At 43.3% G+C, this 23,366-nt stretch carries 32 protein-coding genes, 1 tRNA gene and 1 pseudogene; 3 read left to right on the forward strand and 31 right to left on the reverse strand.

Annotated elements, in window-relative coordinates:
* Positions 1 to 2: 2 nt before the first annotated feature.
* The gene (locus CLW00_RS01075; protein WP_106131794.1) at positions 3 to 1,877 is read right to left on the reverse strand and encodes a hypothetical protein; all 1,875 of its coding nucleotides are present in this window, start codon (positions 1,875 to 1,877) and stop codon (positions 3 to 5) included.
* The gene (locus CLW00_RS21225; protein WP_146131352.1) at positions 1,874 to 3,499 is read right to left on the reverse strand and encodes a hypothetical protein; all 1,626 of its coding nucleotides are present in this window, start codon (positions 3,497 to 3,499) and stop codon (positions 1,874 to 1,876) included. The genes CLW00_RS01075 and CLW00_RS21225 overlap by 4 nt, the downstream gene beginning before the upstream one ends.
* A 24-nt stretch (positions 3,500 to 3,523) precedes the next feature.
* Between CLW00_RS21225 and CLW00_RS21230 the strand changes: the two genes are divergently transcribed.
* On the forward strand, positions 3,524 to 3,847 hold the full coding sequence (locus tag CLW00_RS21230) for a hypothetical protein (RefSeq protein ID WP_146131353.1): 324 nt from the start codon (positions 3,524 to 3,526) through the stop codon (positions 3,845 to 3,847).
* Between the two features lie 144 nt (positions 3,848 to 3,991).
* Here CLW00_RS21230 and CLW00_RS21830 read toward each other — a convergent pair.
* The 7 genes and pseudogenes from CLW00_RS21830 to CLW00_RS01115 form a co-directional block, all read right to left on the reverse strand.
* Positions 3,992 to 4,486: pseudogene (locus CLW00_RS21830) on the reverse strand (InlB B-repeat-containing protein); the annotation flags it as partial.
* Complete coding sequence (locus tag CLW00_RS01085) at positions 4,483 to 5,598, reverse strand: hypothetical protein (RefSeq protein ID WP_106131796.1); 1,116 nt, start codon at positions 5,596 to 5,598, stop codon at positions 4,483 to 4,485. The gene CLW00_RS01085 and the pseudogene CLW00_RS21830, both read right to left, overlap by 4 nt.
* A 214-nt stretch (positions 5,599 to 5,812) precedes the next feature.
* Positions 5,813 to 6,034 carry a hypothetical protein gene (locus CLW00_RS21310; protein WP_106131797.1) on the reverse strand — a complete coding sequence of 74 codons (222 nt, stop codon included), beginning with the start codon at positions 6,032 to 6,034 and terminating at the stop codon, positions 5,813 to 5,815.
* A gap of 1,021 nt (positions 6,035 to 7,055) precedes the next feature.
* Entirely contained in the window at positions 7,056 to 7,544 is a 489-nt protein-coding gene (locus tag CLW00_RS01100) for a hypothetical protein (RefSeq protein ID WP_106131799.1), read from the reverse strand.
* Positions 7,525 to 7,905, reverse strand: a complete 381-nt coding sequence (locus tag CLW00_RS01105) for a hypothetical protein (RefSeq protein WP_106131800.1) — start codon at positions 7,903 to 7,905, stop codon at positions 7,525 to 7,527. The genes CLW00_RS01100 and CLW00_RS01105 overlap by 20 nt, the downstream gene beginning before the upstream one ends.
* A 12-nt stretch (positions 7,906 to 7,917) precedes the next feature.
* On the reverse strand, positions 7,918 to 8,214 hold the full coding sequence (locus tag CLW00_RS01110) for a hypothetical protein (RefSeq protein ID WP_170073154.1): 297 nt from the start codon (positions 8,212 to 8,214) through the stop codon (positions 7,918 to 7,920).
* Positions 8,215 to 8,435: 221 nt separating this feature from the next.
* Positions 8,436 to 8,804: a hypothetical protein gene (locus CLW00_RS01115; RefSeq protein ID WP_106131802.1), complete on the reverse strand. Its 369-nt coding sequence runs from the start codon at positions 8,802 to 8,804 to the stop codon at positions 8,436 to 8,438.
* Between the two features lie 17 nt (positions 8,805 to 8,821).
* Here CLW00_RS01115 and CLW00_RS01120 point away from each other — a divergent pair, with 17 nt between their 5' ends.
* Complete coding sequence (locus CLW00_RS01120; protein ID WP_106131803.1) at positions 8,822 to 9,133, forward strand: hypothetical protein; 312 nt, start codon at positions 8,822 to 8,824, stop codon at positions 9,131 to 9,133.
* A 132-nt stretch (positions 9,134 to 9,265) separates the two neighbouring features.
* Here CLW00_RS01120 and CLW00_RS01125 read toward each other — a convergent pair.
* From CLW00_RS01125 to CLW00_RS01225, 21 genes are all read right to left on the reverse strand, one after another.
* A tRNA-Trp gene (locus CLW00_RS01125) sits at positions 9,266 to 9,338 on the reverse strand.
* Positions 9,339 to 9,578: 240 nt separating this feature from the next.
* A complete protein-coding gene (locus tag CLW00_RS01130; RefSeq protein ID WP_106131804.1) occupies positions 9,579 to 10,010 on the reverse strand; it encodes a hypothetical protein in 432 nt (143 codons plus the stop codon).
* Entirely contained in the window at positions 10,007 to 10,543 is a 537-nt protein-coding gene (locus tag CLW00_RS01135; protein WP_106131805.1) for a hypothetical protein, read from the reverse strand. Before CLW00_RS01135 ends, CLW00_RS01130 begins: the two co-directional genes overlap by 4 nt.
* Positions 10,540 to 11,394 (reverse strand): hypothetical protein, encoded by an 855-nt coding sequence (locus tag CLW00_RS01140; RefSeq protein ID WP_106131806.1) that lies wholly within the window; start codon positions 11,392 to 11,394, stop codon positions 10,540 to 10,542. Before CLW00_RS01140 ends, CLW00_RS01135 begins: the two co-directional genes overlap by 4 nt.
* Positions 11,391 to 11,600 carry a hypothetical protein gene (locus CLW00_RS01145; RefSeq protein WP_106131807.1) on the reverse strand — a complete coding sequence of 70 codons (210 nt, stop codon included), beginning with the start codon at positions 11,598 to 11,600 and terminating at the stop codon, positions 11,391 to 11,393. Before CLW00_RS01145 ends, CLW00_RS01140 begins: the two co-directional genes overlap by 4 nt.
* An 11-nt stretch (positions 11,601 to 11,611) precedes the next feature.
* A complete protein-coding gene (locus tag CLW00_RS01150; protein WP_146131355.1) occupies positions 11,612 to 11,950 on the reverse strand; it encodes a hypothetical protein in 339 nt (112 codons plus the stop codon).
* The gene (locus tag CLW00_RS01155; RefSeq protein WP_106131809.1) at positions 11,950 to 12,204 is read right to left on the reverse strand and encodes a hypothetical protein; all 255 of its coding nucleotides are present in this window, start codon (positions 12,202 to 12,204) and stop codon (positions 11,950 to 11,952) included. The genes CLW00_RS01150 and CLW00_RS01155 overlap by 1 nt, the downstream gene beginning before the upstream one ends.
* 12 nt (positions 12,205 to 12,216) lie before the next feature.
* Positions 12,217 to 12,408, reverse strand: a complete 192-nt coding sequence (locus CLW00_RS01160) for a hypothetical protein (RefSeq protein ID WP_106131810.1) — start codon at positions 12,406 to 12,408, stop codon at positions 12,217 to 12,219.
* Positions 12,405 to 12,617 carry a hypothetical protein gene (locus CLW00_RS01165; protein WP_106131811.1) on the reverse strand — a complete coding sequence of 71 codons (213 nt, stop codon included), beginning with the start codon at positions 12,615 to 12,617 and terminating at the stop codon, positions 12,405 to 12,407. The genes CLW00_RS01160 and CLW00_RS01165 overlap by 4 nt, the downstream gene beginning before the upstream one ends.
* Positions 12,596 to 13,294, reverse strand: coding sequence for a glycoside hydrolase family 19 protein (locus CLW00_RS01170; RefSeq protein WP_211300130.1), 699 nt, complete (start codon positions 13,292 to 13,294; stop codon positions 12,596 to 12,598). Before CLW00_RS01170 ends, CLW00_RS01165 begins: the two co-directional genes overlap by 22 nt.
* The gene (locus CLW00_RS01175) at positions 13,284 to 13,781 is read right to left on the reverse strand and encodes a hypothetical protein (RefSeq protein WP_106131812.1); all 498 of its coding nucleotides are present in this window, start codon (positions 13,779 to 13,781) and stop codon (positions 13,284 to 13,286) included. Before CLW00_RS01175 ends, CLW00_RS01170 begins: the two co-directional genes overlap by 11 nt.
* A 2-nt stretch (positions 13,782 to 13,783) precedes the next feature.
* Positions 13,784 to 14,761: a DUF6712 family protein gene (locus CLW00_RS01180; RefSeq protein WP_106131813.1), complete on the reverse strand. Its 978-nt coding sequence runs from the start codon at positions 14,759 to 14,761 to the stop codon at positions 13,784 to 13,786.
* Positions 14,751 to 16,112, reverse strand: coding sequence for a hypothetical protein (locus CLW00_RS01185; protein WP_106131814.1), 1,362 nt, complete (start codon positions 16,110 to 16,112; stop codon positions 14,751 to 14,753). The genes CLW00_RS01180 and CLW00_RS01185 overlap by 11 nt, the downstream gene beginning before the upstream one ends.
* The gene (locus tag CLW00_RS01190) at positions 16,106 to 16,441 is read right to left on the reverse strand and encodes a hypothetical protein (RefSeq protein ID WP_106131815.1); all 336 of its coding nucleotides are present in this window, start codon (positions 16,439 to 16,441) and stop codon (positions 16,106 to 16,108) included. Before CLW00_RS01190 ends, CLW00_RS01185 begins: the two co-directional genes overlap by 7 nt.
* A gap of 352 nt (positions 16,442 to 16,793) precedes the next feature.
* Positions 16,794 to 18,416: a hypothetical protein gene (locus tag CLW00_RS01195; RefSeq protein WP_106131816.1), complete on the reverse strand. Its 1,623-nt coding sequence runs from the start codon at positions 18,414 to 18,416 to the stop codon at positions 16,794 to 16,796.
* Positions 18,403 to 19,044: a hypothetical protein gene (locus CLW00_RS01200; RefSeq protein ID WP_106131817.1), complete on the reverse strand. Its 642-nt coding sequence runs from the start codon at positions 19,042 to 19,044 to the stop codon at positions 18,403 to 18,405. The genes CLW00_RS01195 and CLW00_RS01200 overlap by 14 nt, the downstream gene beginning before the upstream one ends.
* Positions 19,044 to 19,310, reverse strand: coding sequence for a hypothetical protein (locus tag CLW00_RS01205; protein ID WP_106131818.1), 267 nt, complete (start codon positions 19,308 to 19,310; stop codon positions 19,044 to 19,046). The genes CLW00_RS01200 and CLW00_RS01205 overlap by 1 nt, the downstream gene beginning before the upstream one ends.
* Positions 19,282 to 19,875 (reverse strand): phospholipase D-like domain-containing protein, encoded by a 594-nt coding sequence (locus CLW00_RS01210; RefSeq protein ID WP_106131819.1) that lies wholly within the window; start codon positions 19,873 to 19,875, stop codon positions 19,282 to 19,284. The genes CLW00_RS01205 and CLW00_RS01210 overlap by 29 nt, the downstream gene beginning before the upstream one ends.
* Positions 19,872 to 21,134: a P-loop nucleotide/nucleoside kinase family protein gene (locus CLW00_RS01215; RefSeq protein ID WP_106131820.1), complete on the reverse strand. Its 1,263-nt coding sequence runs from the start codon at positions 21,132 to 21,134 to the stop codon at positions 19,872 to 19,874. The genes CLW00_RS01210 and CLW00_RS01215 overlap by 4 nt, the downstream gene beginning before the upstream one ends.
* Before the next feature lie 62 nt (positions 21,135 to 21,196).
* Entirely contained in the window at positions 21,197 to 21,634 is a 438-nt protein-coding gene (locus CLW00_RS01220; RefSeq protein ID WP_106131821.1) for a DUF6943 family protein, read from the reverse strand.
* A gap of 238 nt (positions 21,635 to 21,872) precedes the next feature.
* The gene (locus CLW00_RS01225; protein ID WP_106131822.1) at positions 21,873 to 22,133 is read right to left on the reverse strand and encodes a hypothetical protein; all 261 of its coding nucleotides are present in this window, start codon (positions 22,131 to 22,133) and stop codon (positions 21,873 to 21,875) included.
* Positions 22,134 to 22,165: 32 nt separating this feature from the next.
* Between CLW00_RS01225 and CLW00_RS01230 the strand changes: the two genes are divergently transcribed.
* Complete coding sequence (locus tag CLW00_RS01230) at positions 22,166 to 22,348, forward strand: hypothetical protein (protein WP_106131823.1); 183 nt, start codon at positions 22,166 to 22,168, stop codon at positions 22,346 to 22,348.
* A 310-nt stretch (positions 22,349 to 22,658) separates the two neighbouring features.
* Here the strand turns inward: CLW00_RS01230 and CLW00_RS01235 are convergent, their stop codons facing one another.
* Positions 22,659 to 23,345 (reverse strand): type I phosphoribosyltransferase, encoded by a 687-nt coding sequence (locus tag CLW00_RS01235; RefSeq protein ID WP_106131824.1) that lies wholly within the window; start codon positions 23,343 to 23,345, stop codon positions 22,659 to 22,661.
* Positions 23,346 to 23,366: the final 21 nt, after the last annotated feature.

Genomic DNA, 23,366 nt, shown 5'->3' on the forward strand with positions numbered 1-23,366 from the left:
AATTATCCCGCTGAAATTTTTACAATACCTCCATCATTCCAAAGTGCTCCAGCAATTAGAGGATTCGTAGTGGGCATATTACTAGAAATCATCATACCATTTCCTCTAAACTCAAATCTACTTAAACCCTGTAAATTAATAAATTCAATAATAGGTGCTGTCGTAGAATTTGCACCTCCTGCAAACGTGTTTGACCCAGTAGTACCAGCTTGCCCTCCTGCTTTTATTATCTGAAAACCTTGCATAACCCATCTGTTTTGATTTTTGTCATACATGAAATCAATGTAGTAACCACTCAAAACCCTTCCATTTCCGTTCAGTCCAATAATTCTGTTGTTTGCACTTGAAAAAGTACTATTTCCTCTAAATGTGCAAAATGTGCCATTCGAAACAATAACCCTTAAAAATTCACTTATTGTTGGTAAAAAACCGGTAATATCTGTACTGGCAGTAATGATCAAAACATCTGTAGGCGTTTCTAAATTATCCAATCTTCCAACCGTTGAAATGATTGTTTTTTCTGTCAAATTAATTCCACCCCCAGAACCACCACTGGGACCTTCCGCACCTCTAATGTTGGTAGCTTCCGCTATATCAGTCACATATCCAGTAGAGCCTATATACAACCCAGTGGTTGGCTTTGGTCCCGAACCACCAAACCAATCTAGAACTTGTTGAACTACCCTTTCCCCATCTACTAGATTTGCGATTATCGGATTCCATGCATTTTCCCCAGCCTCACCTGGAATCAAATCAGCAATCGTAGCAAATGGATTTGAACCTGATGGACTGTCAGCAGCCTCAAGCCCATCAACAATATCCTCATCCAGTTCCAATCCCACTTTTAATTCCTCAAACTCATACTGATCACCATCAGGCAAAGCCTCTAAATCTGGAGGCAAGTGATTGTAAGTGATCCGGCTGGCTACATTGGCTATAATCGGTACCCAGTGTCGATTCTGGGATCGGTTGGTTCGGATGAAAATCCCGACATTCTCCGCTGCGTCTACTGCTTTGATCTCTGCATTCTGAAGCTGTCCATCATAGTTGAATGAGTATCCTACCAGATTTCCGGAGCTATTGATATTGACATAACAAAAACATTCAACATAGACGATCTCATCTGCTGAGTTGGTGGCCATGTACAGGAATGAAAACCGAACCTGTCCGGAGACTGATTTGGTTACCTGGCATATCTGATTCCATTGATTGTTGACTCCAACAGAGTTGTAGACGTTAAGGCGGTCTTTTCTCCAAGACCTTACACGGCCATTGACATCAAATACTGCGGGGAGGGGAATGCCTTCCTGTGAGGCTTGCTTTTTGACCCTAAAATCTGATTCTATGGATTGCTCGGATGTGGCTGACTTGGAGATGAAGTCGGAGAGATCGGGAGCGCCCGGATCTACATCGTTGCTGCCGTCAGGATTCCTGTTGACCGTGGCCAAGAGGATATGTCCATCGGGAATATTGGGGAAAAGGCTGTTTCCTTCGTCATCCACTATGCCCGGAACATAGATAATCTTGGCTACATTCTCGCCTCCTACCTCTTCGAAGTAACCCAAGAAAACATCCGGTCGGGTGACGTCAGGATGTGGGGCTTCGATGGCTACTTCCGTGAATCCGGGCTGGAATATCTCGAATTCTATTACCCAGGCGTATTCATCCAGTTCCGCGGTGGTGGCACTGGTGATGTCAAGTGTACCTGCATTGAGCAAGCCGTTTCTCGGGCGGTTGTCCTGGTCGATCTGGTTGCGGATGGATCGGGCAAAGCCTGTGGAATTGTTTCTCGCCAATAATATAGCCGCACGGATACGCTTGTACTGCTCTCCTGGAAGGAGCCTGTGAAGTTCATCAGAAAAGCGGGCATTGCTCATATCTTAATCTTGTATAGTTTGGCTTTGGCGAGTGCAAATTCCTCAAAGGTGTTGGTCACTTCATTTTCCTTGATCAGGTAATCAATATTAACGATTCGGATCTTGGAAGTGCTGGACAGCCTTCTGAGCATGGATTCATTGAGTTTGAGGGTGCAGCCGAGCAGCTTTCCGCCTTTGAGTGTGCTTTCGGTATATCTCCAATAAGGATAGATATCGGGGCCTCTCAGGTCTAGGTCGTACTGATCCGGAGTGGCCAGTTCCTTGGCATTGTAGCGGGTCGATGAGGCGAATGCATAGGGATAGTCATTGCTGTCGGGCTGTGCTCCGTAGAATGCGGTCAGGCGAAGTCCTGTCTCACGGTTGAACAGGTTGATCTCGGGTTGCCAGGCGGTCATTTCTATGGACGGCATTTTCCGGTTGTTGAAATAGCCGTCGACCATGGGCACGGCTCCGCATTCCCAAGCAACCCTTTTTTCCGTATCATCATCCTGCTGCACAAAGGCACGTATCTTCCATGAAGGCTCTTCCTCATTGTTGGGCGTGAGACGGAAGTAAGCCTTGAGACTGCGGACAAAGCATATCTCGTCTATCTCCGCATCCAATACCAACATGGCCATGTAATTATTGACCGTGTACTGAGGCGTGGGCAGCTCGCCGATATTGCCGTCCTGCATGATGGGATCGGGATTGGCGTAGGTGAAGCCGATTCCGTTTTCTTTGCCGTATTCGATCTCATATACCCTGCCGGCATGTTTGCTGAGGTCTAGGATCTCGGGAGCGCGGTATATGGAGCGGACAAATCGGATTTCCACTTTGTTTTGCAAAATATTGAAATCATACCTGAGGTTGAGCCAGTTTTTGAGGCCTTTCAGAAACTCGGTGATGGACATGTCCGGCACATGGTTACGCAACCTGATATTGAAATCATGCACGTTTTCGTAGCGGTATATGATCTGATCCGGCTCTGCGTCGCCCATGTGAACCCTAAGGCCTGTCCGTCGGGTTTCCACACCGTTTTCGCTTACCTGGACATAGTCCAAAGTCCTGTTGTTGTACACCAGTATTTTTTTGACGAGATCCGATTCAAAGAATTCTCCCGTGACTTCTATTTTGAGATGTTCAAAAACAGTCCTGACGATATCGGTCAGGTAGATCATGGGAATGAGGGTATTGGCCCAGAGGAAGGATTCAGAGAAAGTCTGGTAGGAAATATTGGAATAGTATAACCTGCCCAGCTCATCGTACCTGTTGACTATGCCGTCAAAAATGGGATTGCTGTCATCGTATAGGTTACGGTTGTAGAATTGCGGGAAAGCGATCCTGTTGGCTTCGTCAGATTCATTGTAAGCGCCCATGTCGAACCGTCTTGAGGTCAGTCTTCTGGCGCGTGTGAATCTGCTGTTGGCGTCTGTAGGCTGTAGGGTCATCGTAGTGGGGGTGGTGGTATCCCATGCGATGATCTTGGACAGTTCATCCTCCAGGTCATCAGAATACTGGATGGTGACCTGAAGGTTGAATCCCAAGCCTTCGAGGTAGTCGGCCATGGCCTCTAGCATTTCGATATGCGTTTCAAATTCAGCTTTGAACCATATTCTGACGATTCCATTCACAGAAAGTCTCACGTCGGTATAACTGAAGCGGATCTCATGTCCACCTACAGCGACGCTGGGTCTGTCCAGTTCGATGATGTCGTCCTCTTCGTAGCATTCTGCCAGTTTTTTGGTTTTGTTCTGTTCGATGAAGAAACCGGACTGAAAGACAAAAACCGCCCGGATGGTATTTTCCTGACCTGTGAGGATATTGAGAAAACCACGGTAGAGCCGGTTGCCATGTCCCCAGAGTTCGGCAGGAATGTCATTGGAAAAATCGCCCTTGCTGGCAGGATCATCCGGAAGTTTGAGGGCGAGCCTTATTTTTTCCGAAAGTGTAATCGACACCGGGAAGGAATATTCACCTTCGAAATCAGCTGAAAAGAGGTTGGTCACCAATCTCTGCGTGATGTTGGGAAGGGAGATCTGCACGCCTCTGATGCGTATTTCAAGCGGATAGGCATTGTCGGCGATGAAAGTCTCTATCTCTTCAGGTTCGGGTTCCGGAGGTGTCTCCTGCTCAAAGTTGGCGACCAGAATCGAACTGGCAGCAGGAATGGTATAGGTAAAGAAATTGTTTTCGGATATAATGTCACCATTGCGCGTCCAGTTGACAAAATTCCATCCTGTGTTGGCTGTTGCCTGAATATTGACTGTATCTCCTACCTCATAAGGAGCTCCACCTGTGAGGTTGGCGACCGTGCCGCCACTGGAAGGGCTGGCCTGAAGGATAAGGGAATAAGTCGGAGGTCCGAGAGGGGGGATGTTGTCGGGAAGAAAGGTGACAGAAGGCGGGTCTACATCAGGGCCATTATAAAACCACTGGTCGCCCGTGAACCTGTCCGTAAAGACAAGCTGGTTGAGTGCCATCTCAAATTCCGATCCACCGACTATGGTCGTTTGCTGTACCGTCTTGGATACCGTGTCAAAGTACCAAAGGTCGAAAATCTCGTTTTCGGGGATTTCTGGCGTGGTGACATAATTGCCGGTTCCGCGTTGCTTGAGGTATCTCCAGGTCATGATCGGCTAAGGGCGTGGTTGATGTGTGCAAATCGGGCAGAAATGGTCAGGCTATAGAAGAAATCACGGTCTTTGGCCAGTTGGTAGGAGGCATTTTCTATGACCAGCTTACGGAGATCAAGCGCGTCCATCAGGTAGGCCTGATTGCGGAGCGTGAGGTCTTTGAGGGCTTCTCTTTCCTTCAGTCCCATAAAACCGCTTCGGAGCACAAAGGAATCAGAGGAGCTTTGGTTGAAGGATTCAAAATTGCCTTCATCGAAGGCGGTGGGATCCAGCAACTGTCCTTCGAATACCTGTCCGTCATCGGTGTGGTTGGATTCGTTTTTGCCCAAGAGCGCCAAGGTGTCGAAGCCTCCGAGGCTGTTGGCATAGATCAGCTGGGCTTTGGCAGGTCGGGAAATTAACTTATAGGTTAATTTTTCGGCAGTGCCCGTGAGTCCCGTGATGGTGAATTCGATATTGGCGATGGTCTTGGCCACCGCTGGAATCCCGTAGTAGATGGCCACGGGACGGTTGGCCGTGAGTGCTCCGAGGGCTACATTTCCGGCTTGATCGGTGCCATCCGTGAAGTTGATCGTAGCGGCCAAAGTAGCTGTGCCAGTGCTCAGCGGCAGGATGGACAGGAGTATCTTTTCATTCTGACTGTAATGTCTGGATAGTGGTTTGGTGGTCTGAAAGAGGTAGGCTTTGCCCGTCAGGTCTATGCCATTGTCCAGGTAACTGGATCCCGCAAGCCAGGCGAGTGCCGTGCTGCTGGTGGTGTAGGATTCCGCGCCTTCGCCATCTATGACCAACCGGTACCGTAACCTGTATTGCAGGATACTGTTGGCAATGGGCTGTACTCCCGATACCGAAGGATGGGGAGGAGTGGCTTTGAGTGCCCCGATCAGGGCACGGTTGATGACCACGGCCGCTTCCTCTGTGGTCTGGTCAAAGGGATTGAGATATTCGGCTACCGCTTCCCAATCGGCCTCTCCAAAAGTCCGCTCTACTTCAAGGATACATTCGATTTCGGCAGGAAGATCAGCGGGAAGGCCGGATGTTTCGAAAATGACTTTGAGTACATCTCTGACGGGATGGATGGCAGGGAGAGGGGATTTGAGAGAAGGCATATCTTTTTAAGAATCAAGAGACAAGAATCAAGAAACAAGACCGGGTCTGTGATACTAAGATATTGAGGTGGTGGGGGGAGGTGTAGGACAGGGGGGGATTGTAGATTTATGATCTAAGAATTAAGATTGGGGGGACCTTTGAGGTCTTTTTTGACCTCGAAGGTCTTGAAGAAAAAATGATTGAAAGATTGAAAAAATGGGGGGGGGGTGTAAATTACAGCCTATGAATTTCGGTTCCAATCCATTCAAAATTAGGAATTAGGTCGTCGTTTGTTGGTTCCTCAAATCTTTTTGTCAAATAGATTTCTGGAGCTCCGAATTTTTTATAGAAAAAATCTTTCATCTGTGAATGATCCCTGACGCTAAACCAAATGCCATTATCATTGGCTTGATAAGTTTGGTGAACATCTTTTATGGAGATAGTATTTTTAGTCATTTTTCTAGTAGTGAGAAACTTGAATGTCAACGTATCATAGAGTTTAAATGCTTATAAATGTTAAGTAAATAGAAAAATAAGTTTTAAAACTTAACAATTAGATAACATTAACTAGGAAGTGTTAAATTATCTTTACGGGAGATGCAAAAAGTAATACAAAATCGAGCCCTTGAAGTCGATTTCGTATTTTAGAAAGGACTTCAAGGCTCTGATCTGTCAAATTTAAACGTATAAAGTATGTTTAAACATGAACTGTTGCTGATTTTAATTCATGCAACACTCCAATTTTTTATTGAAACATGGAAGATTTTGTTGAAGAAAATCAAATGAATCATTGAAAATTGGAATTAGAAAACAATTTAGCTTTACAATTGAAAAAGGGTGAGGGTTTCCTTCTCCCTTTTTTTACAAGCGAAATATAGTATTTTTTTATATAACAAGAAATTTTATTATACGATTTGTAAACTTTTTGTAGACGATTAGTAGACTTTTTGTAAACGATTCGTAGAATTTTTGCATACGATAACTAAACTTTCAGCATCCCATTCTTGAACTTTTAGCATTTTACTAGCTAGTTCGATACTATTTTTTTATAAATATTCGGTATCGTAAATAAAAAAAGCCCTGATCGAATCAGGGCTCTTAATGTGGAACCTTAGGGTTTTGCACCCTACCATTTAAATGATTTGAGAAATAAAATTTGTTGGGTATTCCTCAGGTCCAGTTATCCCAACAAATGCAGCTATCGAAAAAATACTACCGAAAAAACCTAGTCTTTTTAATATTACATCGTTTTCTTCTATCATATCATTCCTCCTTTCTTCGTTATTATAATTGAAAATAATTAAAAGTATAGTAGAAATGCCCAAACCTATACTAAATGGCCCTAAAGGAATTTTTTTTGGCCACTTTTGACCACAACCTATAAACTGAAAAAATAAATATTAGGTTACATATTTCTACAGATTATTTTGGTCTTAATTATTTAAACAACTGATAACCAGTAAAAAAAATGAATCAATCATGATACTTTCTTTCTCCATTGTCCCTGACTATAGACACATATCCCATAGATATAAAACATATCTATATCTGCGCTATACTTGAACTTCTCTGGGATCCACTTTTCTATCTTGTTCACTTTTTCCCATTGGTCCAAGAATATGTCTCCCACCTTGACTTCTCCAAATCTCTGTATGGATTCTGATATCAGCTGTTCCAGGAATTCTTCACCACTACACTGTATCGCACCACCCCACTCAATGTACATGCGGTTTTGCACTTGTATTAGGTCTCCTGACAAATCACGTACTCTGAAAATCCGTGGTTCCCATCCTCCTTTTACAAAAAGAAAAGGACCATGATCCACTTCCCAGTGGTGGGGGTTCAGCCAAATCCATTCCTGAACGCTCGTACCGGTCATCGGATCACGAAGATCAAGTGGGTATGATTTTCCCTCTTCAAAGTACCTGTAGTGTGGATATAGACATTTAAATGAAACCTTTTTCACTTTTAAAAGGGTTAGGCTGTCGTCCGATCACTCTAAATTCTCTGGTAAGTGTAAGGTTTAAGTTAAACATACCTTCGAAAGCCACAACGTGCTTTTCCTCAATCTGGTAATTATACATTTCATCGATGATTTCATCTTCATGTAAATGGTCCAGAATCTTCAGTACTTCGCTGATTTCTTCCCATTTTTCTTCTGATATGACTTTTGTGTAGTAGCCATGAAACGCCTCAGTAAAGCATGTAGGGGGATAATCTTCGATATTCTGTATGACCTTTGTTTTATAATCGCTGAAGTAGAAGTATACAGAAGCACTGAGTAATGCATAAAGTAGAACACCAAGAAGAATATAAGAGAAGATCATAGAGGGAGGGATTTAGGATTTACTGGCCTTTGACTTTTCCATTGCCTCTTCAAGCTTTTGCTGGAACTTGGACTTTTTTATTTCCTTTTTGGGCTGGTCATCGGCGATGATCAGCCCTGCAAAGGCCATTGCTGAATTATTGAGGTCGTCACGTGAGAAGGTCTCTTCAGCTTTGACCAGTAAGGGATCTCTATCAAAAAACTTAGCAGTGATTTCTTCATCACTCATGATATCATCAGTGAGCATAAACACCGCTTTGCGGATGGTCTTGATATCGAATTGGAATTGGATGGCAAAGGTTTTATTCATTTCAGCGGTCATTTGATTAGGTTTTGAGTCTAAGGAATAAGATAATCCAAATGATCTGAAGCCAGAAGTAAACAGAAAAAGCTATGTTAAGATTGGTTGAACTTTGAGCCCAATCTTTTAAAGAAACAGGAGATTCACCAAATGGATGTGTATTAGGCCAAATCCATATAAATAACATGGTTATCAAATATGTAGGTAATACTATTATCTTCTTCATAGCTTTAAGTTTGATCCGTCAATACCTTCCTCTCTTTGCTCTCTGCTAAGTAGGTGATGATATATTCAGTTTTTTGTTTGGTGTCGATATCTATCGCGTAGAGATGTATGGGATTGAGATTGACACCATGCTTGTTTTCATCCCAGAGGATATCCATATACATCTTGAGGTTTTGGCAGAAGTTTGCTTTCCAGTTATCGTCTTTTCCATCCCAAAAAGCTTCTTTGATAATCCACACCTCTCGTTTTTCACGGTCGAAGTGCATGGCTTGCAATTCAATGAGCTTTTGAAAGGACTTGATGATTTCAAGTGCTTCGTCAAGTGGCTTGATGGCTTTGGGTTTGGAGCGGCGGATCTTGCGAAATAGGGACATGTAGGAAAGGATGAAGGATGAAAGTGCCCCGAGGAAAGGTTACAGGCTTGGATAAATCCCCGGGACGGGAGACCTTGTGTCTCCGGGTAGGAATGCTTTTAAAAAGCCCCTTCCATTTCAAAAGGGGCAGGCTTATTGGTCGTGTAGATTCGGCTTCAATCCCACATTGGGAGCTAGAAGGTTTAGCCGCTTCATCGTCTGTAATGGTGCCTATCTCCACCCTTGGACTCCACTGGCATCTCTTCGCCATTTATATCTTTGGGTTGCCCTATTCCAAAGCTTCCGGCCGGAACTCCGGAAAATTCCCGAGCATGAAAGAAACCATTTAAACTTCCAAGCTCAGGAACTTTCGGGCAACCCTTCTCTCTGTTGGTTCGAATTTCAAATCGCCCTCCCGCTTATCGGGAGGGCTCTCTAGCTAGATTGAGTCTGGCGACTCTCATTGAACAGGTTAACCTTTGCACACAGAGATGGGATCGAACCACCGACACCCGGTTTTGGAGACCGGTGCTCTTCCTGCTGAGCTATCTGTGCATTTTGGCTCCGAAGGCTGTGCGGACCTCCGGAGCCGATTTGAAAAAGAACTCAATCGCTTATGGATAAGAAAGTAAGTGATTAATACTTATTTATGCAAATATCACGTATAAAAATAAGTGGAATTTGTAATATAACTACCTGATGATCATTTGGGAAATGATGCGGCCACAGGTAGTGCAGACTTCAGCGTCGATTCTTCCACGGGCGCAGGAGGAAAATTTTTCTATCATCATTGGCTTACAACCTTGGTCTTCCGATGGTGCCCATGCCGGGTCGCTCTTCGAGCACGTCTTTGACGGATCGGATGGAAGATTCCATAAGCTTAAAGCCGAGGACACCCTGCAGCGCATTGATTCTTCCCCAGTAGATGCGGGAATACCATTTCTTGGGCTTTCTCGGTTTGTTTTTCCCTCGTACAAGTCTTCCATTTCCATCTCGTGTTTCTATTTTTCTGGATCCTCTTCCTGCGCCCATATCCACCATACGGCCTCGAACAAGAAATTCAAGTTCTGATTCCAGTAGGGTTTCTGATTTTTGGAGTACCCTTTCGGCCTGGGATTGGTTGAGGGCGTTGGTGTCCCCAATTTCTAGGCGCTTTTGCTCCATCTTCATCAGAAAGGAAGTACGCTCAGTCCATCGGGTCAGTATTTTGTGGATTTCTAAATTCATCCTCCCTCCTCTTCTTGATGCCAATCGTCGGGATCGTAGGTTTTGCTCAGGAGATCTTCCTGTCCAAGGTTGAATTCAAATCTCCATCCATGACAACCGGCAAAGACATTGGACACTTTTTGATACTTGACCTGAGAGAAATCGAAGTACAGGATCATCTTAGGAATATTTGGGACTCCTTTGTGAAAGTCGATTTTCATTTTTTGAAGCTTGCTGACGATCTTGACCGCATGGGTTTTGGTGTTGGTCATGATGGTGCGCTTCTTCTCGGGATCGTTTCGCGGTATATGTTGCAGGATGTAGAATGCTCCGTATGTCTCATCCAATACTCGGTCATGTTTCCATTCGAGTTCGCCTTCGAAGTTTTCCAGAATCATACATGGATCCACAAAGTCCAAGGTGCCACGCTGTGCGCTGAGAATATCATCAATGTCCATTGTGGCAAATCTGGCCTTGGTATCGGAATGGGATATCGGTTTGTATTTTTTGGCGATATCCTCAAAGAAGTTTTCGTATTGTGAGAAGGTGATCATTTTTTACGGCGTTTGTTTTGTGCTGCTTCGATTTTGGCCTGTTGGTTCTTTTTGATTCTGTGGGAAATATCCGTGAAGGCTGTGAAAAGATTGGTATTGCCAATCTTGTCATAATTGTCCATGGATCCTGCGAGCTCGGATATCATCGGCATCCAGTCGGGTTCTGTGGATTTCTTTTTGATCTGCTGCAGGGGGTTGGTTTTTTCCTGAGCAGGAGCTTTTGGAAAGATCAGCGGGAAGTGTTTGATGATCTGCTCACGGCAGTTGTCAAACCAAGCGAGTATGCTAAGTTTGGTTTCCAGGTCGATCTTCTCCACATAGGGAAGAAATTTTTTGATTACGGCATCATTGAGCGGAACACGGATGTCTTCGTGTTCGAACTTGCTGTACTTCTTTCGCTGTGGTCGGTAGAGCGTAGCCACCAAGAGATCAAGCCATTCGGATTTGTTGGTAGATGAATATCTGAGGTAGTATTTTTCAGCTTTGATGTACTCCCAGAGGGTGGCATTTGCAAGTCCTGAGTCAGGGCCGTGCAATAGGACAAATAAAGACCTTATTTTTTTGAACTTTTGGCTGGTAAATCGGCGAAAATCCTGAAAAGTAAGGGTTTGGTAGAGAATATCTGCTCTTTCTATGGTGCTGGCCGTGAAAAAGTAAAAGAACTGGAATCGGATTCTTTTCCAGAATGGAAGTGAAAGCGATTGCACCAGAACAATGAGCTTGGCTTTGTCAATGGGCAGTTTTTTGATGGACAATACCCACATCATTTTCTTCAGCTGGGAAGGTGTCAGTTCTTCCATGCGGGAAGGAAGGCTGAAAGTCACTTTCTCTGAGATGTGGATTTGGTTCATGGCTTGCTGATCTTGACATTGTCGAGAATGAGGGAAAGCTTTTGGAATAGTTTGGGTTTTGCCTGGCGTAGCTGGTTCCAGGTAATGCCTTTGTTTTCCATCGTCTGAAAAATCCTTGAGAGGCGATCACGGAGGAAATTCTCCTGCCTACGGACATCGTCCAAGGCAGGAGAACATTCTTCTGCAATCCTTTCTATTTCCTCCATGCATCTGCATTTTATCGCTTTGGCATGTCATAGATTTTAATAGAGCTTATGGGAATTTTGATCCTTTTGGTTTCGGGATCCTTGGAAGGTTCCAAGGTCGTGTCTCCGGATCCAAAGGTGAAGTCCATCACAGGCTTGAATACTATGCCTTTGACATGCTCTAATTCTATGTATTCCAGTTCGGGCATTTTCATGGCTGCCCTGATGAGAAGATCAGGATCTTTGATTTCGATGACCTTATCCTGATAGGGTGCCTGGTACCAATCGGTGGCTGTCGTCAGAATATCTTTGCAGGATGTTGCCGCAAAGATGAATAATGACATGAGGAGAATGTAAAATAGATTTTTCATTACTTCATGTTTTTGATTTCATCGAGCGTTTTCTGAATCTCGGAAGCTTGGCTTTCGATCTTCCCTACCCTGGCGAGGATGATTGGAAATATCCTAAGCAATGTCTCGGTAAGCTTTCCTTTGGATAGCTTTCTGAAAAGTGCGAACACTTTGTCAAGGAACTGGCCCGCACGGGTCTTTTCTTTTGGTTCGTCGGAGGTGACTCCGGTGAGTTTTTCAATTTCTTCGAAAATCTCAAATTCCTGTTGTGTCATGATGATTTGGTGTTAGTGAATGAATTTGTTTTGTGTTCGGTTTGGTTGTGCTTCGGCAAAGAACTTGACACTGGTAACCATTGCGCTTCCATCAGAGAAGTATCTTTCCTTAAGGTATGCTGTGGCTTTGTCACGGGCTTCAAATTCATCTCTGCCAGTGGCATATACCTTTCCTTTTGTGGTTTCGACTTCAAATAGGTTCATTTTTTATTGGGTTTGGTGGACAGATATTTGCTTTTGGAATGTGCTGCTCCTTTTTTCAAAAGGCCATCCAAAGCTTTTCCTATAGACTTGACATTGTCGACGGCTTCATGGATTTTGGCAGCTTTTTCACCGTAGCTCTTTTGAGAATCTCTTGAGGCCTGATTGATCTTCGAGCGGAGTTTATCTTCTAGGTCTTTGGATTGAGCCATGTTGCTATTCTTTTGGTCTGTCGGATACGGTCATCAAGGCCATGCGTACCTCCATTGATCCTTCTTGTGAGGGTGTTGATGGTGTCGTTGGACAGATCCGTGCACAGGTGGTAGAGCTTGTTTTTCTCAAAGAAATAATGAGCAGAGTCGAGCGGATACCTGGTGGATATGAGAGAGGGATTTTTGATGATCTCGGGATCACCGATCCATTTGGCGAAGTCGGATTGGTTGACCTTGCCCGTGAGTTGGATGGGTCCAAATCCACGGTGCTTCCATCCGTCGCCACTGGCTTCATTGCCATTGCCCATGCGGTTGGCATAGACACGGTTTGCGATCTTCTGCGGATTGCGGTCGTATGAGCGGGCGAGTTCTATCTCACGGAAGCGGGTAAGGTCTTTGATCTGTTGATCCGTTTTTCCTTCCGTCTCCTCTTTGGAGAGCTGGACACGGAAATGCCTTGGAAAAACGAGCAGCAATCTTTCCCATGAATAGTTGAGGTTTTCTTCAAATACCCTGAACCCACCGCTTTCGTGATGACACTGTCCAAGGAAGTGCGCTGCCTCTAATGGATTCAGCTGGAGGTAATGCATGATTGCCCGTGCAGTATCTTCATTGAAGGAATCGGAGCGGGTTACACCCACTTTTGATTGGATGATATGGAGTGGGTTATAATTCATCGTCTATTTCAAATTTTTTGCGTTTATCGATCCACTTTAGAAGCTTTCCGAGCCATTTCCATTTTTTGAATATGTACCACTTGAGTACAATTGACCGGAATTCTACGAGTGAAAACAGAGAGTAGAAAGGCAGGTTGAAGTATCGTATGGCATTGAATTCAGAGCCATCGACGATCACTTTGGTGATGACCGAGAAAGAAATGATGATTGATCCGTAAGCGATCATCTTGTCCATAAGCTTTTCTCGGAATATTTGCCCTGAAAAGGTATTGGTACGGTAGGCGATGTATGAACCAGAGAGCGTATCAAAGAAGAATATGATCAGAAAGGCCAATGCAAAGTGCCATTCTGAAAATATGTATTGCTCTACAAATAAGATCAGGCCCTGAAATGTCAAAATATTGACCAGTGATATGATCAACAGCCCTTTAAAATTGTGAGCTGATTCATAGATTTTTTCGAAGTAGGTAGTGATGTAATTGAACATGATTAGAAGAAGGCAACACCCCAATCGGGGTCAGGTCTAGGAATATGGTTCTGTTCGGCTTCGGGGTCGCCGATGTAGTTGCCGGATTCCTTGAATTCTACAAGTTCATCTGCATTGGTCTGGCAGAACTCTACAAGTTCTCTCAATGCTCCGGCTGCTCTTGTTTTGTAGTTTTCGGCAATGATCAAGACGACGTCCGTAGGTGCTGATCGCTTGGCTTTGGGTTGTCTCGACACCATGCCATCAATGACCAGTGGTCCATTGTCGGTTAGTATCAGCAGCGTATCCATAAATCCCACGGCCATGGTTTTGAAGGCAAGGGCTTTGGATGCCAGTTTTCGGGTTTTGATCAGCAAGTCGGATGCTGGGTTAAGGTCTTTGGTGATCTTGAGGAAAAGCGGTTTACCAATCGCCTCCTTGATGACTTCTTCCTGTTGGTCGCTGAGTACCGGCAGGAGTTTGTTGAAGAGGATGCGGGAGTGATTGAGATTGACAAACTTTTCAAAAGTGCGCAGGTTGCTAATCAAGGAATCCTGGGCAAGTTTGTAGGTGTCCGTTTCTTCCCAGATATCTCTCAGCTGAGTAATTTCAGAATTCTCGATGAATTCAAGTGCCGCTTCGACAGCTGACCAGCCTTGCTTTGTACATTCATCTTCCAGCTTGTCTATCTGCCATTCGAAAGCAGTTTTCATGTTTTCGTTGGTGACAATTCGGATTCCTCCAGAGTCAAACTGTACCTGACCAAAAGGAAGGTATTGGACTAAAGCCAGGTGTGCCACGGCTTCGGCTAAGATTTCACGAAGCTTAAGAAAATCACCGCTGGCACCTGAAGCAATCACGGCGTCATAGAGCTCTGAAGAGAATATCCTTTGGATCACTTCACGCTCTACCAGCCTGATTTTTGGCTTTATGTCGTTGAAATCAAGGGTAACAGATGCGGGGATCTGTTCTCTGAGTTCGGCTATGTTATTAATCAGCATGTTGCTCTAGGGTTGTTTCTCGCTGAGAAGGTGAAACTTGGTTGAGGGTCTGGAGGTGGGGCTTATTGGTGTACCAAAGGCATTCGTGGTCTTCGGTATTCCACTTGTTCCACCATGAAGCGTATTGCCATGGATCGAGTACAATATCTTCGTGTACCTGAGTCAGTGACATGTAGATATTGAGAGCTTCGCGCTTGTCAGATCCTGAGCGGTTGGAGCCTCCTTTACCGGGTATCATGCCATGCAGGGAAGGATCGATGGAGTTGGCAGAAAGAATCTTCATGACACCTTCCGAGGAATCCGCGAGCAAAGCACCGTCTTTCATTTTGTCATCTACTGCAGTGATCTTCCATCCGCCATATTCTTTTCCTGACTGTGTGAAGGTCTTGAACATGGTATAGACAGACTTGCCATGGTTTTCAGGCTTATGCAGGACATCATTGATGATTTTGAACTCTGCGACAATTGCCTTTTTCTTTTCTTCATCCTTCATCGTGCCCCAGTTCTTGTACCTCTCCGACATCCAATAGTCAGGCATTTCGATATGGTATTGGATTCGGGCCATGTTTCTGACTATGGCGGCCTTGGCCTCCGGAATCATGTTGGTGAAGTCAAGCCATTTTGATTGCTTGACCGCCCACCAGAATGGGTGTTGGTAGTAATTCTTACCTGTGGGGTAGTTGACTGGATAGATATACCTAAGTGCACCGCCTTCCTGCTCTTTCAATTCCTCCGGAAAAGAGTTCAAGGTGTCGATGACTTCGAGTTTGGTTAATTTCTCGTCCTTTTCGGTGTTTCTCCACTCTTCCCAGTCGGGATGGATAAAGGCGTGGGTGAGGTCACCCGCTGAATTTCTTCTTTTATATCTGCAATTCTTGGCTTCGGCAGCTGCTATTCTGGTGATCTTCTCCCTGTCTTCGCTGATGATGATCTGGGCAAAGACATTGTTCAGGTCATAGAAGTCAACTGAAGCCTGCGCGAGGTAGTGACGGTTTCGGAATTTGAACTGGTCAATTTCGAAGACCATTTCTTTGAATTTGGGATCATCCCTGAGGTCTTTTTTAGTATGTCGATCTCTCAGGATGTAGTTGAGTCCACCTGCATAGAGTGCACGAGCTCTCCAATCAAGGGCAGAGACGAGATCTGGATTTCCTTCCTTTGCGTTTCGGGCTTGAATGGGGAAGTCATTGTTTTCACCCCATTCGGCGATGATCTGGGATTCCATTTCCTCTCCATCAGAAGGTTTTTTCTTGACAGGCTTCGTATGGTTGATACCGGGAGACGAAAATAGTACAGGCCCTCCTTCGAAGTAGGTTATTGAAGCGTCCTGATTGATGTTAGGCTCTACCATATTATGTTGTGTCCGTTGAATTTTTTGATCAATCTGATATGGACCTTGGTAATACTGCCATCTGGTGACTGTACATTTCTGGTGGAATTGGCATAGTGGGAAGGTTTTTTACTTCCGCCGAAACCATCCACTCTTCTCATGTGAAGAGGAAGAGCTTTGTTGTGCTTGGAAAGGATTGCACCATCTATCTCAATGAATTTTCCTCCGGTATCTTTTCTGCGGTTGGCAGTGAAGAAACCTATCGAAAATGGAATGGCTTCACCTTTATGGTTGAGCCTGTCCATCAGCTTCAGAGCATTACGCAATTCGATAGTTTTGTCCCATATCATGCCTTCAATATGGCAGTTGGGTATAAATGAGCGTAGGACAAAAAATATTTTGCTCTTTTAGTTGACAAAAACAAGAGAGATAGCCAAAAAGGAAGCTCTTATTGAGCAATACACTTTGGGAAGGAGTAGTTTTTCCTTTGATATAGGGGTTTTTGACACACCTAAATTCAACTTTATATTTATAAACCTCTCTTAATCATCGGATTGGGCTTTTTTACAAAAAAGTCCAATCCGATGGCCCGCGCCGCGGTAACTACGCACCCTGTCCGCAAAGTGCAATTGCAACGGCGCACCGCACCCGTATGTGACAAGCACATTTAGTTTAAACTATGAAATTCAGAGATTTATTTTTTTACATTGTTACAGCTAACATTGTGGAAGTTCCTTGTGATAGCTTAGGCTTATAGACTCCCCATATTAGTGTATCGCATGCCTCTCCCCCATGGGTAGCGAACTCAGGAGGTACAGACTTTTTAATTTCAGATGTTTTATCCTTCTCAAAGTTCCCATACTTATCTTTTTTGGTTTTAGTAGCATGCATTGAAACCATTAGCTCTTGGTTATTAGCCACATTAAACCTAAAGGGCTTTAAACCTTCATCACCCCCTAAAACCCATTCCCAGATTTTGTATCGCGCGCGATGGTTCGAGGCCTTCCCTATCCAAATGGCATTGACATTCCATCCTTTATCAGATAGCTTATTCACCCATTCATCATAGAAGGATATCTCACTGATGGCATTCTCGCCTATTGCAGTATGGTCGTAATAAAAGTTAATTGTATTGTTGTACCTTTTCTTGTCTGCGTAATATTTATCAAATTTATTCACCAAGTGTTTGATCTTCTTTGGTTTCAATACAAACATGGACTTAAGGATATCATAACTCTCTTCCTTCTCCTGCCCTATTACCATCCAGTTGATGGCAGAGTTGTAATCACATGCAATATCTATTGGCGCCTCAAGGATGATATCACCATCCCATCGGCTGTCGGTATCCCTCACCTTGTTATCTAAGGAATCTATAAAGTCAATGTTGGGTGCATAGTAGCCGTGCTTATCCTCACTGAGCAAATAATAGAAATCATTCTCACCCTTGCTCTGCTTCTTATTGAGGACAGACAAGGCAAACTCATAAGGAGTCAAAGTCTTTTTATAATTCTCAATTACATTGATACCCAGTGCATGCACATTATCAATGGTGCTGGCACGGCTTACAAAGTTAAGGCCACGCCTTAACTCATTCATATTGTCTAGATACCTGTCGATTTGTCTAGCAATCTCCTTCTGCCGCCTCTTGCTCTTTGTTTTGTTAAGCTCTTCCGATAATTGCGATAGTTCATATTGAATACCTAGTATAACTGATGTAGTCTCTGGATCGTGGTCTTTTTCCAATTCAAAAACCCAATCACCTGGCATTTCTGGTCTTGGTTGATCTGTAGTGATCAATAAAGACTCACAGCAGGACAGATGTCCATATAATGCCGCCTGTCCCCTAAGCGTAAGTAAAACCTCTTTGAATTTTTCTCTTGGGAAGAACTTCACTTCATCCGCATAGATATAAGCAAGTGAAGCACCATTGGCAATGTGTATACGGTCTATGGATATCAGTAATTGAGCAGAACCATTAAACCATTTAATGATATGCTGATTGGTATCAGGCTGTCTGTATGCTTTAGGAATATTCAGGTGTTCAGGCGGTGCCTTTCTAATCCAATAGTGAACATTCTCCTTATAACCCATTCTTTCCCAACCAATCTTTAGGGCAGGAATTATCATATTCAAAAGCTTGTCATAGGTAATTGAAACAATACCACCTAGTGATCCTGGCATATCCATCGCATTTCGGACTATGAACTCTGATCCGGGACCTTCAGTCTTTCCGGTACCACGTCCCCAAATGCATGTTCCAATCTGAGGCCTGACGAGAGAATATTCCAGCTGTGGAATGTTATAGTGAATCTTAGTCTTCGTCATCGTCCTCGGTATCTAATACAATTGCATCCTCAATCTCATCACTCCTTTTTTCCTCCAATAGCTTTTTAATCCTAGCGTCAAGCGAAGCTTGAGGGGGAAGTTTGGTTTTTAATTCTTCAGGAAAGAAACCTACAACAAATGGAGGAATGACGATTCTACGGTACAATTCATCTTCATTTGTGCCCATAAATTCTTTGATGGCTTCCTTGTATTCCTTCAGAAGTGCAGCATACGATCGAAAATCTCCAGAGTCTTTTGCGAGATTTATGCCTTCTAAAATCTTATTGATATAGATATCTACATGATATGGCCTATTGAAATGGGTAATATCACCGAAAGCATCTTGAGCCCCCTTGTATAGCCTATTTGCAGTTGAAAAGGAAATACCATAAATCTCCTGAAGTATAGGAATCACTTTCTTTGCACCACCATACTTGGAGATCAATTCAGATGCTCTTTTAAGCCTGTTCAATTTCTCCTCAAGTGCTGGAGTCAGTTTTGAATTTGGGTATTTACCTTGGAGGTGCAGAACGATCTTTTCCTCATCAGTCCTGAGACTGAGTTCTTTTTCTTTTCGCTCAGGATATCTGTCCTGCAACACATTATTATTTTCAGTATTAGCTGCCATCAGTATTCTTTTCTTTTATCAGCTTCTATTATTTTGATTGCAAGTGTTTGGGCTGGAGAAGATCCGGCCAATGCCTGTTCAAATACAGCTGCTCTGGTATCTGCTTCTGATTTGAGCTTGTACTTGCGAATGGCTCTTTTCATATCAGAAGTCAATTCCTTGACTTCAAGAATCTCCATGATCTCTTCTTCGGAGAAGAAAGTACTTGCCAGTTTTTGAATTTCGAGTTCTGTTTTCTCATCCAGCACGGAATACCTCCTTTCCATCAATCACACCATCAATCCAATTCTTATGAAATTCAGCGGAAGCCAGATCAGTGAAAATCACTCCTGCTTCAATCCTTGGATTTTTTGAAAAATTTGAAGTGGTCACTACTGCTATGTTCCAATTATCATTTTGGATCACCAGCACCTTTGCATGGCACTTGGTAAGCTTAATCCGGGTAATCAGATTGGAAGCAAGTTGGAAAGCCTCTGGCTTTCGCTTTTCAATCCTATAGTCCAACACAGCATTCAATTCAGTAATCAATCCTTCCTTGATCATGCCGAGTAATGCCCGCATGGGCAACTCGGTAATGGTCCAGGTAGTGAGCCAAATCTTGGCAGGTCCTGTCCTGATCAAAAGGTAATTCAACATCTGATGCATTGACCACTGCCCCCCTGTGCAGAACTGGTATATCATATCATGTTCAACTTCACCGATTGTCTGTTCCAGCTGTTTAAGTGATTTCCCAATCACCATTTGAGATTTGACACTCATCTTAAGTCCGGAAGGACTGAGGTAATTGCTGATTTTCTTGGTACCGATTTCATTTACATCAAAAAGACTCATCCTTTGACCCTCCTTTCCAATTCGGCCATTTCAGATTCCCACTCGGGAATCTTGGTATCACTCAATATTCCTTTTTTGGCTTTTGATATGTAAGTCCTGATTGTTCTGATCCTTGTGGCCATCTGCTCTACTGTCATCTGATCAGGGCCAGCCAAATCATAGTTTGGCAACTGGCCGTGCTTCTGTAAAAAATCTTTTTGCGCCCAGACCTTCTCTACATCATCCATGAGGTCAAGGATTTTGAAAGCCAGATTCTTGCAATCTTCTGGAGATTTTTCAGGATCCAGTAAGGTGAAGTAGTGATAAGCCTCTTTATAGACAGGCTTCCATTCAGTATCCAATTTTAATTCTTCCGGGCTTGATGAGGCCTCCTCTACTATTTTGGGTGCTTTCGCCTGCTCAACTTTTGTTTCAAGATCAGCGACCAAATCTTCATAATGCTCATCCAATGCAGCCGTGATTTCTTGGATTCTATCCTCTAAATCTTCCTCAGCTGGTGTACTTAACTTACGAGGTGGTGTACTAAGAGAAGGAACTGGTGCACTTACAGGGACAGGGACTTCTTCCTGCAGAAGGTTTTGAAGCTCTCTTTTGAGCTTCATCACATTGAAAGCATCCGAGGATGAGGACAGCATTTCTTTTAAAAAGAATTTTCCTTCCACATGAGCCTTGAACCATTCAAGAGCCTTATCATAATTGAATTCTTTGAGTAATTTCTTGACATCATCTTTGCCGGGATCACCAAAATATCTGGACTTAAAGATTGTTAGCATCTGCTCTACCGAATACATCTCAGAATCGAGTATCAAATCAGGTTTGATCCAATTGGCTTTGGCTTCAAACCATTCAACCATTTCGGCATCTGTTTTTTGATTCTTGAACTGAGGTATGATGTGTGCCCTGCCAGATGCTTTTCTTTTGAGGTGGCGATCAAGGCAAGTTTTAGCATTGCACTGGATTTTGACGGTAAATACTTCCTGCTTTTCCCTGAGAAATGCGCTGTATTTTTCCCTAAAAAATCTAGTGGCTCCAGTAGCTTCATAGATAATATTATTGGCAGCACTTAGCGCATTGGCTGTTTGATTTGCTACCTCTTTTTCAAAATCAAAGTTGTTTTGTTCGAGGTATTGATCTTTAAGCTTTCTGCGAAAATCATCCAGACAGATATACTCAAACTTTGAAAGTACTTCTTTGAGCTTTTTTGAAAAAGTGGATTTGCCACTCCCCATATTGCCATAGACCACAATTATTTTCTTCATGCTGTCAAGATATTGCAATGCAATTGCAAAGGGTTGGACACAAAAAAAGGGGATTGCTCCCCTTAGAATTCCACCTTTTGAGTTTTCAGCACATCGATATATGCAATCGCCTTATACTGGTCCAATAGCTTGTTCAGACCATTGATTTCATTCTGAAGTTTCTCTATGGCAGCAAAAGCAGTTACCAACCTTTCTACTCTGTTTTCAGATTCATGAATATGCTTCCAGTACCGGTTGATGGTTTTGGAAAATTCATGAACGTGGAGAAAAGGAATTACAGATCCTACCAGTTGCATTCTGAAAATCTGTGACCTCCAAAGCCCATCAAGCAGGAAAAACATCTTGTCCGCTTCGTCCTGTGTATGGCAGGTGATCAGAAAGCAGTTTGGACATTCTGTCTTCATGGGCCGTCCTGCATTGTAGCCTTTGGAGAGGGCAAAGAGATGGGGCTTTGATGGTTGAAATCCCGGAGTGTGTGTTTTGATGACATAATTGATCATGATTAGGAATGCAGTTTTTATTCTCCCGCAGCGAGATTAAGATTTGCAATCCCTACAGCTTCAATCATCCACTAAAGGCAAGGTGGAGCGGAATAAAACCTCTCCTTTGCTCTCTCCTATTTATGCTGCAATACCTTGAGGCATGTCTTGTTTACTTCAGACCTGTGTGGATGGTGAAGCTAAATTTGGCAAGTCTTAATAAGTGCACGACCAAAAAAAAAGCCCCTGAGGGCCTTTCTTATGCTTTGGCAGTTTTTCTCTTGCTAGGTTTTTTTTCCTCTTCCACTTTTTTGCTGATGTAGGCAGTGTGGGTTCTTTTGTAATCGTCTTCCTCTTTAAGGGCTGCAACTTCAAATACCAGGTATTCATTGTCGCCGTATTTAACCAAGTCATTTGCAATCAATTCTTCCAGCTTGGCTTTGCTGATGGTTACTCTCACGATGTCAAGGTTTTGGATTTTTTTTCCCTTTCCGATGTAGTTTTTCTCAAAATTTTTCATGGTTTTGTTGTTTAAGGTTTTTGAATTTGATTATGCCTGAGATCAGGGGGGTGATTGGACACCAAGACAAGAGCATTTTTCAAAAACTGGGAAGGCTTCCTCCGGAAAACCCTGTTTTTGAAAAATGGCGTAGCGCACTCTTGGCAGGTGGCCTGAGCCCCCCATCTTTGCATATATCAAAATTCTCAAAAACCTGGACCAAAACCGAAGAATGAAAAACTACCGGAAAGCAGAAAATCAACCTTTTTCCGTGAGCCATCAGGCCAGTGCAGAAGAGATGTAAAGACTTGGTAAACGGTGAATGAAGTATGGTTTGAAATTGCCCGAAAGGAAGACCAAAAGAAAAACCACCCCTCATCTAAGAAGGGTGGTGAAAAAAAATCAAAGTAAAAACCCCAAGTAGGAAAGACTTGGGGCTGTATGATGGGGAATGCACGAGCAAAAAAAGAGGACTAAGCCTCTCCTTTGTTTGATTTCAAATGATGTTCAATATCATCATGAGCTTTCTCAAATACCTTTTTGATTTTATCTGTATTTGTTGCTTTGGAAGATGAAGGATTGGATTTGGGCTCCTGTGAGTTTTTCTTCTGTGCTGCCATAAAGCTTGATAAGTTGATATTTGAAGTTAGGTATTTTTTGAAGATTTGACAATTGATAGTTAGCAGGTTTGAATTGCTTTCCATACCGACTCGCGGATATTGTAGTGATGCAGGCTACTATTCCACCCTGAGAAGTGACATGATCAGCCAGTGATTTGATTGTTTTTCCGGTAGTATAATTATCATCTACAAGAATGTACTGAGCTCCAGACTCTGGAATCATGCCATCAAACCGGATATTATTACAAGCTCGTTCCCTTAGACTTACTCCTGTATTTGGGAATCCCTTTGTCCTGTAGATGTTTTTTACAATCTTGAATCCAAATCGGAGCCTGATACAGTAGGCTAATCCAAGTGGTATAACATTGTATCCATTCTTTTCTTCCTGCTGAACGGGAATGATGTAACAGGGTAAATCCAGATCTATACAATGAAATATTTTCTTCATTGATTCATTTTTAATGAGTCGCTTTGCCATTTCCAAGGCGTAAACTCCATTGGCGAAGTATTTGGATTGGAAGTATTCAGGTTGCTTTTTCAATTTGGCCAAACTGGTATGTGTAATTACTTCCGTTGCCGTTTCTGGATATATATTTATTTTTAGATTTTCCATTTTGTTATGAGTTTGAGTAAA

It is taken from the genome of Mongoliibacter ruber (assembly GCF_003003005.1).
Classification (GTDB): Bacteria; Bacteroidota; Bacteroidia; order Cytophagales; family Cyclobacteriaceae; genus Mongoliibacter; species Mongoliibacter ruber.

Coding starts and splice junctions, on each gene's coding strand:
- CLW00_RS01075 (WP_106131794.1), bottom strand. CDS start 1,877: ATGAGCAATGCCCGCTTTTCTGATGAACTTCACAGGCTCCTTCCAGGA.
- CLW00_RS21230 (WP_146131353.1), top strand. CDS start 3,524: ATGTCCACCTACAGCGACGCTGGGTCTGTCCAGTTCGATGATGTCGTC.
- CLW00_RS01085 (WP_106131796.1), bottom strand. CDS start 5,598: ATGCCTTCTCTCAAATCCCCTCTCCCTGCCATCCATCCCGTCAGAGAT.
- CLW00_RS21310 (WP_106131797.1), bottom strand. CDS start 6,034: ATGACTAAAAATACTATCTCCATAAAAGATGTTCACCAAACTTATCAA.
- CLW00_RS01105 (WP_106131800.1), bottom strand. CDS start 7,905: ATGATCTTCTCTTATATTCTTCTTGGTGTTCTACTTTATGCATTACTC.
- CLW00_RS01110 (WP_170073154.1), bottom strand. CDS start 8,214: ATGAATAAAACCTTTGCCATCCAATTCCAATTCGATATCAAGACCATC.
- CLW00_RS01115 (WP_106131802.1), bottom strand. CDS start 8,804: ATGTCCCTATTTCGCAAGATCCGCCGCTCCAAACCCAAAGCCATCAAG.
- CLW00_RS01120 (WP_106131803.1), top strand. CDS start 8,822: ATGAAAGTGCCCCGAGGAAAGGTTACAGGCTTGGATAAATCCCCGGGA.
- CLW00_RS01130 (WP_106131804.1), bottom strand. CDS start 10,010: ATGAATTTAGAAATCCACAAAATACTGACCCGATGGACTGAGCGTACT.
- CLW00_RS01135 (WP_106131805.1), bottom strand. CDS start 10,543: ATGATCACCTTCTCACAATACGAAAACTTCTTTGAGGATATCGCCAAA.
- CLW00_RS01140 (WP_106131806.1), bottom strand. CDS start 11,394: ATGAACCAAATCCACATCTCAGAGAAAGTGACTTTCAGCCTTCCTTCC.
- CLW00_RS01145 (WP_106131807.1), bottom strand. CDS start 11,600: ATGGAGGAAATAGAAAGGATTGCAGAAGAATGTTCTCCTGCCTTGGAC.
- CLW00_RS01150 (WP_146131355.1), bottom strand. CDS start 11,950: ATGAAAAATCTATTTTACATTCTCCTCATGTCATTATTCATCTTTGCG.
- CLW00_RS01155 (WP_106131809.1), bottom strand. CDS start 12,204: ATGACACAACAGGAATTTGAGATTTTCGAAGAAATTGAAAAACTCACC.
- CLW00_RS01160 (WP_106131810.1), bottom strand. CDS start 12,408: ATGAACCTATTTGAAGTCGAAACCACAAAAGGAAAGGTATATGCCACT.
- CLW00_RS01165 (WP_106131811.1), bottom strand. CDS start 12,617: ATGGCTCAATCCAAAGACCTAGAAGATAAACTCCGCTCGAAGATCAAT.
- CLW00_RS01170 (WP_211300130.1), bottom strand. CDS start 13,294: ATGAATTATAACCCACTCCATATCATCCAATCAAAAGTGGGTGTAACC.
- CLW00_RS01175 (WP_106131812.1), bottom strand. CDS start 13,781: ATGTTCAATTACATCACTACCTACTTCGAAAAAATCTATGAATCAGCT.
- CLW00_RS01180 (WP_106131813.1), bottom strand. CDS start 14,761: ATGCTGATTAATAACATAGCCGAACTCAGAGAACAGATCCCCGCATCT.
- CLW00_RS01185 (WP_106131814.1), bottom strand. CDS start 16,112: ATGGTAGAGCCTAACATCAATCAGGACGCTTCAATAACCTACTTCGAA.
- CLW00_RS01190 (WP_106131815.1), bottom strand. CDS start 16,441: ATGATATGGGACAAAACTATCGAATTGCGTAATGCTCTGAAGCTGATG.
- CLW00_RS01195 (WP_106131816.1), bottom strand. CDS start 18,416: ATGACGAAGACTAAGATTCACTATAACATTCCACAGCTGGAATATTCT.
- CLW00_RS01200 (WP_106131817.1), bottom strand. CDS start 19,044: ATGGCAGCTAATACTGAAAATAATAATGTGTTGCAGGACAGATATCCT.
- CLW00_RS01205 (WP_106131818.1), bottom strand. CDS start 19,310: ATGGAAAGGAGGTATTCCGTGCTGGATGAGAAAACAGAACTCGAAATT.
- CLW00_RS01210 (WP_106131819.1), bottom strand. CDS start 19,875: ATGAGTCTTTTTGATGTAAATGAAATCGGTACCAAGAAAATCAGCAAT.
- CLW00_RS01215 (WP_106131820.1), bottom strand. CDS start 21,134: ATGAAGAAAATAATTGTGGTCTATGGCAATATGGGGAGTGGCAAATCC.
- CLW00_RS01220 (WP_106131821.1), bottom strand. CDS start 21,634: ATGATCAATTATGTCATCAAAACACACACTCCGGGATTTCAACCATCA.
- CLW00_RS01225 (WP_106131822.1), bottom strand. CDS start 22,133: ATGAAAAATTTTGAGAAAAACTACATCGGAAAGGGAAAAAAAATCCAA.
- CLW00_RS01230 (WP_106131823.1), top strand. CDS start 22,166: ATGCCTGAGATCAGGGGGGTGATTGGACACCAAGACAAGAGCATTTTT.
- CLW00_RS01235 (WP_106131824.1), bottom strand. CDS start 23,345: ATGGAAAATCTAAAAATAAATATATATCCAGAAACGGCAACGGAAGTA.